The sequence below is a fragment of the uncultured Veillonella sp. genome (assembly GCF_905209685.1).
Taxonomy (GTDB): Bacteria; Bacillota; Negativicutes; order Veillonellales; family Veillonellaceae; genus Veillonella.
The window spans coordinates 1-11,460 of the sequence record NZ_CAJLUB010000052.1 but is presented as its reverse complement, the minus strand read 5'-3'; the positions used below and the strand labels follow the sequence as shown (position 1 = coordinate 11,460).

The following is an 11,460-nucleotide window of genomic DNA, read 5'->3' as shown; positions in this document are numbered from 1 at the left end:
CACCTAACATAAGGGCACCAACGATGATAAGAACAGGAGATGTGGCTGCATTTGGCACCAAGGATACGATTGGAGCTAAGAACAAGCAGATTAAGAACAATACGCCTGTTGTAACAGCTGTTAAGCCTGTACGGCCACCAGCACCTACACCTGCCGCACTTTCAACGAAGGCAGTAATCGTAGACGTACCGAGCAACGCACCAGCACTAACGCCGATAGCATCGACAGTCATGGCTTTACCAAGACCTGGGAATTTACCAGATTTAGGATCTGCAATTTTCGCCTCTGTAGCAGTACCAATCAAAGTACCCATGGAGTCGAACAATTCTACGAAGGTGAAGGAGAAGATAATCGTGATTAAGCCCATGTGGAGCGCACCAGGAATATCTAATTGAAGGAATGCTGCTTTAGAGAAATCAGGCACTGCTAATACAGTAAAGTTCTCAGGCATTGTGGAAAGGCCAGTAGCATAGGATACAATTGTTGTTACTACCACACCAATCAAGAGGGAACCTTGAATTTTACGAGCCATCAATAGAGCTGTAAAGATGAGGGAGAATAGAGCCAACAATGTTTCGCCACTGTGCAAATTACCGAGCGTTAAGAGTGCTTCGGACGCAGGGGGCACTAAATTACCGTGTGTTTGCACAACTTGACCTAAGGAGTTTGGAGACAAACTAATGGAGATAGCCATCAAGCCGGACAATTTCAAGCCGATGATAGCGATGAAGAGGCCGATACCAACGGTAATGGCAACCTTCATAGAGGCAGGGATGCCTTCAACAATCATTTGTCGTATCGACGTAAGTGTTAATACGAGGAATACGAGACCTGAAATGAATACCGCACCTAATGCTGTTTGCCAGGATACGCCCATACCGAGAACTACGGTAAAGGAATAAAAGGCTAAGAGGCCAACTCCAGGAGCGAGGGCAATCGGATAGTTTACGAATAAACCCATAGCAATCGTTACAAGGCCGCCACCTAAGGCAGTAGCGATGAGGACTGCATCTTTATCCATCCCTCCGAGACTAAGAATGTTTGGCGCCAAGAATAGGATGTACGCCATCGTGATAAACGTAGTAATACCAGCTAAAATTTCGGTTTTAACAGTTGTACCGCGTTCACTGAGTTGAAATAGTTTATCTAACATTAGATAACATCCTCCTATATGAAATTAAAAAATACCCAAATAAAATATTTCGATATATGTATAGTGTATCATATTTCCCACCATTTTTTGTATGAATTTGTGATATACTATAAATATATTATGAATGACTTAGAGGTTAACTTATGAAAATATCTACAAAAGGGCGCTATGCCTTACGGATATTGGCGGATATTGCAGAGCACGGGGTAGAAAAAAATGTACCAATTCGTGAGATTGCAGAACGCCAAGGATTTTCCGATAAATACTTAGAAGGGATTGTATCTCGCTTATCCTCCGCTGGCCTCGTTAAAAGTGGACGTGGTAAATACGGTGGATATCGCTTGGTGAAATTACCTGCTGAATACAATGTATATGAAATTTTATATGCTGCAGAGGACTCCATTGCTCTCGTATCTTGCTTAGAAGACGATGTAGAGCCATGTCCGATGTTTAACGATTGCTTGACTGCTCCATTGTGGCAGTACTTGCAAGATGAATTCCGTCACGTTATGGAACGCGTATCCTTACAGGATGTAATGGATCACAAGTTTCCAACGGAATAAATGAGAGAGTCGCGTATCATATGCGGCTCTTATTTATATAGAATGTAAAAGTATCTTGCTATATATACTTTTATATATGAAAGGAGGGACCGAATGAGTACAACTACATATGACGCTCGCGGTGGCATGCGCAATGTATGGATTATTACGGCGGCCATGACAGTGCTAGCCATATGTTACACTATGATCATTCCGTTTTTGCCTATCTATCTCTTAGAATTAGGCGTTCCAAAGGCTGACGTAGCTCTTTGGTCGGGTCTCGTTTTCGGTATTACCTTTCTCATTGCAGGCATTATGGCTCCTATATGGGGCAAGATTGCCGACAATAAAGGTAAAAAACGGATGGCCTTGCGTGCTGGCTTTGCCATCGCTATCTGTTATGTATTAATTGGCTTGGTTACAGATCAATATCAATTACTCATGGGTCGTGCCCTCGTTGGTTTTGCTAATGGATTCTATCCAGCGGCAATGACTATGGTGTCCCTTAGTGTTGATGAAAAACAGGTTGGTAGAGCATTAGGTATATTTCAAACCGGTCTTATCTTAGGCAATGTCATTGGCCCGTTTTTAGGTGGCGCTGTTGAGAGTGTTGTAGGCATGCGACCTGTATTTTATGTATCTGGTATTGTTGTATTTATTGCGACTTTGGCCGTATTATTTTTTGTGAAAGAACCAAAATTACATGCTACAGGTTCTGATGGAAAAGAACAGCCGGCTCAACCTACTAAATCTACATCCTTACGTGAAGACTTTAAAGCAGTTCAACAACAGCCTGTGCTAGTACGATTGCTTTGGATTTTCTTCTTCATGCAATGTGCTATCATGATGTTGCAACCTATCTTGGCTCTCTATGTTGGAGATATGCAAGGTACCATGGAAGGGGCTGCTATGATTTCTGGTACAATCCTTAGTATCGGCGGCTTAGCAGGATCTTTAACGACAAATCTATGGGTTCGCCTTGGTGAACGCCGTGGTTATTTTAAGACCATTTCCTACTGCATGATGGGAAGTGGCATCGTTCTCTTGCTTCAAAGCTTGCCAGTGGGCATTTGGTGGTTTGGTATTTTACAAGTCTTAATAGGCTCTTGTATTGTAGGCATTAATCCATCCTTGAGTGCAGCTGTAACACTCAATACAGATCCAAGCTTTAGAGGTCGCATGTTTGGTATGACAACAACAGCTCAACAATTTGGTTCTATGGTAGGCCCTGTATTTGCTAGTATTGTATCTACTTATGTTGGTATATCCTATGTATTTAGTATTACAGGATTGTTATTGTTATATATGGCATTCCAATCTAGAAAACTATCTGCCAAGCACGAATAATGCTATAAATGATTACTCCACACGATTATGTGTGGAGTTTTTATTTAGAGAGATTAGATATACTCATCAGGATTGAATAATATGACCAATTTTAATAAGACCGAGAAAATAGGATATAACAAAAAATTATGTTAATCGATAATCTAAGAATACATTTTTAGTGCATAATAACGGGCTTTCATACGCTTTTTGTGAATAGCAATCCAATATAGCCGGATTGATTGCTTTTACCAAAATATTGGTATATAGTTAGTTTAAGGTAAGTCATTTGTCTCACCCTGTGGGACGGAAAGGAGTTATTATGGTCCGTATCGGTCATGCAGTACTCGGCGAAAAGGGTACAAAGATATGTGTTCCTATTGTGGGCACAACAATGAAAGAAATTTTAGATGCTACTGCGGTTGCATGTAATACACCGTGTCATGTAGTGGAGCTACGCATTGACTATTACGAGCGGGCCTACTCCATTGATGCTATTATTGAATTATTAATGCTCATCAAGCCTCAACTAAAAGGTCGTGCCTTGTTATTTACATGGCGCACGAAAGGTGAAGGTGGGGAGAAATCAATTTCTTCACAAGATTACTTCACTATGTTAGAGCGCATCATTCCTACTGGATTGGTAGATGCTATTGATATTGAACTCTTCTTTGATCAAGATAGAATGCTCAAGACCATTGAATTTGCCAAGGTACATGGCATTACAATTATCATGAGTAATCATGATTTTAATGGAACACCAAGTCATGAAGTTATTGTAAATCGTCTTCTTCAAATGAAAGAATTCTTAGCCGACGTGCCAAAGATGGCTGTTATGCCTAATACAACAGGGGATGTATTAACTCTCCTTGAAGCAACGGCTGAAGTTAAAGCCCTGTATCCATCTGACCCAATCATTACGATGGCTATGGGTCCACTCGGTGCTGTTACACGTACTGCAGGCGCTCTATTTGGTAATGCTATGACATTTGCCTCCGCTGGCAAAGCATCAGCACCAGGTCAAATCGATGTGCATGAACTAAAACGTATCCTCGATACCATCGACGTAGATGGCGTCTTCGATGAACAACAACATAAACGCGTAAAAGTGCATTAAAAAGTCGGCGAAAGCCGACTTTTTATATACTCATACCTTGCGTTAGTACTTTCTTAATTATTACAGTTTTATTTTTTATAGAGTATAAGATAATATAATGTTTAGTGACCATTTTTCGAAAATAATAAATTTCATTATTAGTCTTATATATAGGATATCGTTCAGGAAAAATATCAAGTGAAAAGACTGCATTTCGAATTTCGGCTTGTCGTTGTTGAATTAGATTTAAATCTTGAGTAAATTCTTTTAAATTTATAATGATATTTTTCACTTCTTTTTCAGCAAGCTTACTAAATAAAACTTTATAGCTCATAAAAGAAGACCTTCTTTCTTTAGTTGCTCAAAAAGATCTTCAGCTGAAATTAAGTTACCTTGTTCTATATCTATATATGACAACTCCAGTAGTTGATCGATTTCTTCGTCAGTAAGAAAGTCTGCATTCATAGAGTCACAAGCGATAGGCTTGTTTACAGTCTTAGGAATTGCTTTTGAAAATTGTATTTGTTTGGAGATTAGTGTAATCAATAATGATATAGTTAATCCCATTTCTTTTAAGATAGCTGTTGTTAGTGTCTTAACTTTAGGGTTTATACGGATATTGAGTATGCCTGTTTTATCAATTTTATCAAAGGATATTTCTATTTCGTTTTCTGTTGATGTTCCGTACGTATTTATAATATCTGAGGCCTTTAATGTTCTTCGAGGTTGTTCGTAGGTGCCGTCATTGTTGAGTGTACTTGGCGTTGGTGTTTTTTCTGTAGGAGTTGTTGGTAAAGCAATAGCGAAAGGAATGCGACGTTCTTTTATAATTTGACGAAATAGTGCGTCTAGCATGGATGTATAGGATAGGCCCTGTGCCTTTAATATGCTAGATACTTCCTGTTTTAGCTCTTCGTTGATGCGGACTTGTAGGTTTACGGTTTTCATAGTATCTCTCCTAGTATTCTTTTGGCTTGTGACTGTAATTCGTTGATCATATTGTTGATTTTATATTAAAAGGTATTTACGTTAATCAATTCTATTTGTAATTACATTGTAATTGCAAATATGGTTTTCTACAAATATATATAATACATAGGGGAAATAAAAAAGCAGTAGTTATCCATAGGATAGCTACTGCTTTTCAGTTTATATCATAGGTATTATGATATGCGTTTTAGTTTTATCTAGAAATACAGATATAGATGCTCTTACTGATTTATTTGTGAAGCGTTTTATAAATACGCTATACAAACGATTATAATAGGTTTGCTTCGAAGTCTTCTAGGATAGCCGCTACTGTTTCTGGTGCATTGCGGTTATGTTCTATTATGCATTGAGCGAAGCTTTCATACATTGGTGTACGAATTTCTTCGAGCTCGCGTAAACGGTCTAGACCACCACTAGAGAGTACACGACCGGAGGTAGATAGGTTTTCTACTGGTTGTGTTAATTGGTAAATGCGACCATTTTGGCGTAGGTGTGCGTAGTTTTTAGGCACTGTTACACAGCCACCGCCAGTGGAGATCACCAGGCCCGTTTGAGTGCCGAGTTTAGCAATCATTTCAGCTTCTTTTTCGCGGAACGCTGGTTCCCCTTGTTCTGTAATATAGGTGGAAATGTCACCGATTTCTTTTTCTAACTCTTGATCCACATCAATGCAAGTGCGGCCCATTTCTTCGCCAAGGGCTTTGCCTACTGTTGTTTTACCTACACCAGGCATGCCGATGAGGATGATATTTTCCTTTTCACGTCGCATATCGCGCAAGATTTGCTCGATTTCTTTCGTGCCAAAGCTTTCACCTTGGAAATGGTTAGCCGCCTCAACACCTTGTGCAACAAGGAATGGCAAGCCATCACAATGAGGAATTTCCATCATTTCTGCTTGTAACAGTAAAATCGTACGGCGTGGATTGTAGATGAGGTCTACAACGCCTTCCAATTTAGAAAACTGCGTAATATCGATAAGGTTGGCTGGATTATGAGGGTACATGCCGATAGGGGTACAGTTAATAATAATCTGCGCTGTTTCATAATAGTTTGGCGCATCACCATAGAATGGCGCCATCTTACGAGATAAATGAACGATGTTTTTAGCGCCTAAATCTTCGAGAGCTACGTGAACAGTAGCAGAGGAAGCGCCATCGCCAAGAATGATACACTCCTTGCCAGCTACATCGATACCTGCATGTTGTAGGGTAAATACGAAACCATCATAGTCTGTATTATAGCCGTGCCATTTACCATCTTTGCGAACCATTGTATTTACACAACCGATGCGTTCTGCACGAGGGTCAACCACATCACAAGCTTCAAGGGCATTTACCTTGTAAGGAATAGTAATGTTAATGCCTTGTAATTCTGGATCAGCGAAGAACTCTTGTAATTGGCTTGGTTCGCGCTCAAATAATTCATAATTTGTATTCCCTAACGCACTATGAATGCGAGGGGAGAAGCTATGGCCCAACGTACGGCCAAGTAAACCAAATTTCATAGGACCTCCTAGGTCAATATACATAGAATGGCTAATAGGCTGGTACCTATTAGCCATTGGAATTTTATAACTATATTCATTGTACTATATATACCCTTATGGGGACTAGTACAGAGGAATATATTAGTTTTCTGGATAATTACCGAGCAAGCGGAATTTATCTTGGGATGTATGAAGCTCTGCTAGAACAGATAATACCTTAGGATCCGCTAGGGATGCCTCTAAGTCGAGGTAGAACAAGAACTCAAAGTTATGGCCCACGATAGGGCGAGACTCAAGTTTTGTAAGGTTTACGCCGATGTTAGCAAACTTGGTAAGCAATGTACCAAGGCCACCTGGAGCATGGCTTGCTGTGGTTACTACAGAGATTTTATTAGCCCCTGGGTATACATGGAAGTCCTTGCTAATGCAGATAAAGCGGGTATAGTTGTTATCGCTGTTTTGGATGTTGCGCATCAATGGAGACAAATTGTACAAGTCTGCACATTGAGGTGCTGCGATAGCGGCTACACCTGGATCATCACTAGCTGCTACTAGCTGTGCAGCACGTGCTGTATTATCAAAGGAGCGTAATTCGACACCTTCTAATTTTTCTAGGAAGTGGCTACATTGGCCCAATGCTTGTGGGTGAGAGATGATAGTATGAATATCCTCTAGTTTTGTACCTTTTTTTACGAGTAGGTCATGAGAAATCCATAGGCGTGTACCGCGCACGATATAGCACTTGCGATCTTCTAGAAGGTCATATACTTCTTTTACAGAACCATTGGAGCTGTTTTCGATAGGTAATACACCGAATTGACATTCACCAGACTCAACGGCATCGAATACGGCACGGAAGCCTGTTACGTAGTGAATTTGGCTAAGTGGTAATAATTTATCACATGCCACTTGTGCATTGCTGCCGAATACGCCAGCACAAGCTACGCTGCCTCGTTGAGGAGGTAAGGTAGGGGATTGCTCAATGGCTTTTTTCATTTTTACAGTGAACTCATTATCTTGGAATAACTGTTCAGATTGGTACGTACGGCTCAAGCTGAATAATGCTTCGAAGAAACGGCGTGCATATAGATCGAGGTCAGGGCCTGCATCTCTCGTTACTTTGTCGAGAATATCTCGTTCCCGTTTAGCATCGTAAATGGCCTTATTCATTTCTTTCTTTGCCGCGGCAACATCTTTGGAGAGTTCCATGCGCTCTTTGAATAATTCGAGCATCTGATCGTTTATGTCGTTAATTTTAACGCGTACTTCATCTAAGTTCATGGTCAATATCTCCTAAGAAATCAAGAATAACGAGGGCTGTTACAGCTTCGATAACAGGTACTGCACGAAGCGCTACACATGGGTCATGACGACCTTGAATGGTGAGCAATGTGTCCTCTTTTTGTGAAAGTGATACAGAATGTTGTTCTTTATAAATGGATGGTGTTGGCTTGATGCCTACTTGCATAACGAGCGGCAAACCATTGGTAATACCGCCTTGGATACCACCGCTATTATTGGTAGATGTTGTAATCTTGTCACCGTCCATGGTGAAAGCATCATTCACTTCGGAACCAAGCTTAGCACACATATCGAAACCACCGCCGAAGGATATGCCCTTAATAGCAGGTACACCAAAGATAACGCGAGCTAGTCGGTTTTCAATGCCGTCAAAGTTTGGATTGCCAAGGCCAATTGGTAGCCCTGTAGCAACGACTTCAACGATACCACCGGTAGAGTCACCATCTTTTTTGAGCTTCATGACCAAGTTTTCTACTTCGCTACGTTTTTCTGGATCAACCATAGCAATCGGCTCTGTAGCAATGCTAGCTAATGCTTTCATATCTGGGTGAACCATGTTGATAGGAGCATCTTGGATTGTTCCCACTTGTTTTAAATGGCCGTGAATTTCGATGCATTTTTCGCGTAATAGTTGGATAGCAATGCCACCGGCTACGCATAGAGGTGCTGTAAGGCGTGCCGAGAAGTGGCCGCCGCCTCGCATATCTACCTTGTCACCGTAGCGCATACGAGCTGTAAAGTCTGCATGAGATGGGCGAGGAATGTCGCGTAAGTTGTTATAATCGCTAGAGTGTTGCGATGTGTTGCGGATCATAAATGCCAATGGAGAACCACTGAGCATGCCGTCCACCAAACCTGCTAAAAATTCAGGTGTATCAGCTTCCTTACGCTGTGTTGTTAATTGATTTTGCCCTGGCGCACGGCGCTTTAAAAAGGCTTTTAACTCATCGATATCGATGGTATGTCCACAAGGTAGACCCTCTACAATACCACCGATGGCATACCCATGAGAGGCGCCGAAGGTAGATACCTGTATGGTTTTACCGAAATTAGATGCCATTATATTAACTCCTACTATATAGCACGTACTATTTCTATTATCTATTAGATTTCACCAAATACGATTAGAAATCTAAATTGGTTGTGCATTACCGCCCAGTAAGTTCCAGTCCTCAAAGAAGTCTGGATAAGATTTTGTGATAGCTTCGCTATCTTTTAAGGTAACAGGGGCTTCACTGATGAGAGCCATCAATGTGCCAGCCATAACGAGTCGATGGTCATTTACACAATCACCTTGGCCACCTTTAAGTATACCACTACCGATGATATATAGGTCATCACCGTCTTCACGAACTGTGCCGCCTAAGTCTCTCACGAGATTAGCAACGGCTACGAGGCGATCCGATTCCTTTAAACGTAGGCGAGCGCCCTTAACAAAGGCGCTTTCACCAGTAATAGAGCAAGCGAGGGCCGCCATAACAGGCAACATATCAGGCATTTGCTCAAGGTCTGCATAAATCGGTTTGGAAGCGCGACCTGTGACCGTTACATTCATTCCATCCCAGAGAACATCACAACCAGCATCAATCATAACTTGCATGATGCGTCGGTCCGCTTGTACAGAGTTTTTATTCATACCTGTAATAGTAATTGGTTTGCCCGTCATACCGGCTGCTACCATCCAAATCGCTGCATTAGACCAGTCGCCTTCGATTTGGTAATTATCGCGACCGATGAAAGATGCACCAAATGGAACGGTGAAAGCCTCATTAATATCGGTATCTGGTAAGGTATGCTCTACTTCTACACCAAAATCGCGCATAGTTTCAGTTGTTAATGTTACATAATCGCTAGATTGTAGTGGTGTAGTAGAGGTAATGGTAGATAAGCCAATTTGAGGGGCTGCCAACAATAAACCAGAGAAGAATTGGCTACTCACATCTCCTACCATAGCGAAATTGCCCCCTTGAAGACGACCTGTCATAGTGAATGGCGGTTTGTCTTGGGAAAAAGTTACGCCATGCGCTTTCATTTCCCCTAGCATAGGTTCTAGCGGACGATCTGGTAAACGACCTTTAGCATCTACATCTACATCGTTACAGATGGATGCTGCTACAGGTAATAAAAGGCGTAATGTAGTGCCTGATTCGTGCGGTACTACATTGCCCTTTGCTGGAGCTGGGCCAGGAGTAACGGTAACAATTTTATTTTCATATACTACGTGGGCCCCTAAGCCTCGCAAAGAGTCCATCGTTGCATCGATATCCTTAGAGGTACGACTCAGTAATATAGTAGATGGAGAGGTAGCAAGGGCTGCACAAATCAATGCGCGGTGTGCATGGGCCTTTGCTGGGATAGACGCAATCGTCCCTGTAGGGATGGCGTTCGTTACGGAATGCATATAAATCTCCTTTAAATATTAGGTAAACCTTATATTACAAATAACTATTATGCAGGTTGTAGGTGCTAGAAACTTTAGATAACTTAATCGTAATAGATAAGTTATCTTAATCAAGATAGGTTGCTAACTCTTCGTGGGTAACAACTTTGAGTTCGCTATGACCATAAGTAGTAGGGATAACGATTTTTATAGTAGCACCTTCGCTTTTTTTATCATGTTTAGCAGCTGCTAGGATTTCTTCTTTTGGTATGGTCGTAGTGGTTGGCAAATCGTGTGCTTCGATGAGGACCTTTAATTTGTCTAACGCTTCTGCATCTAATTCTCCATGTTTTATAGCACCTTGTGCCATGAGGACCATACCAATGGCTACAGCATAGCCATGGTGTACTTCAAAGTGGCTCGCTTTTTCAATACCATGACCAAAGGTATGACCTAGGTTTAAGAGGGCACGAACACCAGATTCACGTTCGTCTTGCTCTACGATATCCGCCTTTGCTTGAACGCAACGAGCGATGACGGCACTCACGCTATCGCGATGTTTTATTAATGGTTTGTGTTCGAGTTGGGTTAATAAACCTGGTACATCGAGGAAACCGTATTTGATAATTTCCCCACAACCATTTTTCCATTCCATGTCTGGCAATGTATGGAGGGTTGTAGGATCACAGAGGACAAGGATAGGTTGTTTGAAAGCACCCCACAAGTTTTTACCTGCTTCTAGATTGACCGCAGTTTTACCGCCTACAGAGGAGTCTACTGCGGCTAATAGGGATGTAGGAACCTGTACATAGTCGATACCACGTAAGTATGTAGCTGCTGCAAAGCCAGCCATATCGCCTACAACACCACCGCCAAGGGCGATGAGAAGATCTTTACGCGTTAACGATTGGGCTGCCATGTACTCTATTAAATCGATGAGTTGATGAGCGTTTTTGGAGCTTTCACCTGCAGGGAACACATAATCACAAACAGTATAACCAGCACGTTCCATATTAGCTTTCACAGAGTCCAAATAGTGCGGTGCCACATTGCTGTCGCTGACGATGATAACACGGCAATTTGGTTTTAACGGTTTAATATAATCGGTGATGCGTTGTAAAGCGCCTTCCTCGATGACAACGTCATACGGTGTGGACGCGTTAATATGAATGCGAGTCATAACAG

At 41.6% G+C, this 11,460-nt stretch carries 11 protein-coding genes; 3 read left to right on the top strand and 8 right to left on the bottom strand.

Going from position 1 to position 11,460, the window contains the following annotated elements; all coding sequences use genetic code 11:
- Positions 1-1,153: NCS2 family permease (locus QZ055_RS05245; RefSeq protein WP_295825111.1), on the bottom strand; the 1,153-nt coding region annotated here is incomplete at its 3' end.
- 143 nt (positions 1,154-1,296) lie between these two features.
- On the opposite strand from QZ055_RS05245, the gene QZ055_RS05240 reads away from it, so the two are divergent.
- The 3 genes from QZ055_RS05240 (at position 1,297) to aroD (ending at position 4,138) form a co-directional block, all read left to right on the top strand.
- A complete protein-coding gene (locus QZ055_RS05240; RefSeq protein ID WP_024066769.1) occupies positions 1,297-1,716 on the top strand; it encodes an Rrf2 family transcriptional regulator in 420 nt (139 codons plus the stop codon).
- 93 nt (positions 1,717-1,809) lie between these two features.
- On the top strand, positions 1,810-3,042 hold the full coding sequence (locus QZ055_RS05235) for an MFS transporter (protein ID WP_295825109.1): 1,233 nt from the start codon (positions 1,810-1,812) through the stop codon (positions 3,040-3,042).
- A 301-nt stretch (positions 3,043-3,343) separates the two neighbouring features.
- Complete coding sequence (aroD, locus tag QZ055_RS05230; RefSeq protein ID WP_285363936.1) at positions 3,344-4,138, top strand: type I 3-dehydroquinate dehydratase; 795 nt, start codon at positions 3,344-3,346, stop codon at positions 4,136-4,138.
- 22 nt (positions 4,139-4,160) lie between these two features.
- Here aroD and QZ055_RS05225 read toward each other — a convergent pair whose 3' ends face one another.
- The 7 genes from QZ055_RS05225 to aroB form a co-directional block, all read right to left on the bottom strand.
- Complete coding sequence (locus QZ055_RS05225) at positions 4,161-4,451, bottom strand: type II toxin-antitoxin system RelE/ParE family toxin (RefSeq protein WP_119207092.1); 291 nt, start codon at positions 4,449-4,451, stop codon at positions 4,161-4,163.
- A complete protein-coding gene (locus QZ055_RS05220; RefSeq protein ID WP_295825107.1) occupies positions 4,448-5,065 on the bottom strand; it encodes a type II toxin-antitoxin system RelB/DinJ family antitoxin in 618 nt (205 codons plus the stop codon). The genes QZ055_RS05225 and QZ055_RS05220 overlap by 4 nt, the downstream gene beginning before the upstream one ends.
- Positions 5,066-5,375: 310 nt before the next feature.
- Complete coding sequence (locus tag QZ055_RS05215; RefSeq protein WP_295825105.1) at positions 5,376-6,611, bottom strand: shikimate kinase; 1,236 nt, start codon at positions 6,609-6,611, stop codon at positions 5,376-5,378.
- A gap of 123 nt (positions 6,612-6,734) precedes the next feature.
- Entirely contained in the window at positions 6,735-7,874 is a 1,140-nt protein-coding gene (locus QZ055_RS05210) for a bifunctional chorismate mutase/prephenate dehydratase (protein WP_005385244.1), read from the bottom strand.
- Positions 7,861-8,955: a chorismate synthase gene (aroC, locus tag QZ055_RS05205; RefSeq protein ID WP_295825102.1), complete on the bottom strand. Its 1,095-nt coding sequence runs from the start codon at positions 8,953-8,955 to the stop codon at positions 7,861-7,863. The genes QZ055_RS05210 and aroC overlap by 14 nt, the downstream gene beginning before the upstream one ends.
- 72 nt (positions 8,956-9,027) lie before the next feature.
- The gene (gene aroA / locus QZ055_RS05200) at positions 9,028-10,296 is read right to left on the bottom strand and encodes a 3-phosphoshikimate 1-carboxyvinyltransferase (protein ID WP_295825099.1); all 1,269 of its coding nucleotides are present in this window, start codon (positions 10,294-10,296) and stop codon (positions 9,028-9,030) included.
- Positions 10,297-10,402: 106 nt separating this feature from the next.
- The gene (gene aroB / locus QZ055_RS05195) at positions 10,403-11,455 is read right to left on the bottom strand and encodes a 3-dehydroquinate synthase (RefSeq protein ID WP_295825112.1); all 1,053 of its coding nucleotides are present in this window, start codon (positions 11,453-11,455) and stop codon (positions 10,403-10,405) included.
- Positions 11,456-11,460: the final 5 nt, after the last annotated feature.

Excerpts from the sequence above, each read along its gene's own strand:
- aroD (WP_285363936.1), top strand. The coding sequence starts at position 3,344 with ATGGTCCGTATCGGTCATGCAGTACTCGGCGAAAAGGGTACAAAGATA.
- QZ055_RS05240 (WP_024066769.1), top strand. The coding sequence starts at position 1,297 with ATGAAAATATCTACAAAAGGGCGCTATGCCTTACGGATATTGGCGGAT.
- QZ055_RS05225 (WP_119207092.1), bottom strand. The coding sequence starts at position 4,451 with ATGAGCTATAAAGTTTTATTTAGTAAGCTTGCTGAAAAAGAAGTGAAA.
- QZ055_RS05210 (WP_005385244.1), bottom strand. The coding sequence starts at position 7,874 with ATGAACTTAGATGAAGTACGCGTTAAAATTAACGACATAAACGATCAG.
- aroA (WP_295825099.1), bottom strand. The coding sequence starts at position 10,296 with ATGCATTCCGTAACGAACGCCATCCCTACAGGGACGATTGCGTCTATC.
- aroB (WP_295825112.1), bottom strand. The coding sequence starts at position 11,455 with ATGACTCGCATTCATATTAACGCGTCCACACCGTATGACGTTGTCATC.
- aroC (WP_295825102.1), bottom strand. The coding sequence starts at position 8,955 with ATGGCATCTAATTTCGGTAAAACCATACAGGTATCTACCTTCGGCGCC.
- QZ055_RS05215 (WP_295825105.1), bottom strand. The coding sequence starts at position 6,611 with ATGAAATTTGGTTTACTTGGCCGTACGTTGGGCCATAGCTTCTCCCCT.
- QZ055_RS05235 (WP_295825109.1), top strand. The coding sequence starts at position 1,810 with ATGAGTACAACTACATATGACGCTCGCGGTGGCATGCGCAATGTATGG.
- QZ055_RS05220 (WP_295825107.1), bottom strand. The coding sequence starts at position 5,065 with ATGAAAACCGTAAACCTACAAGTCCGCATCAACGAAGAGCTAAAACAG.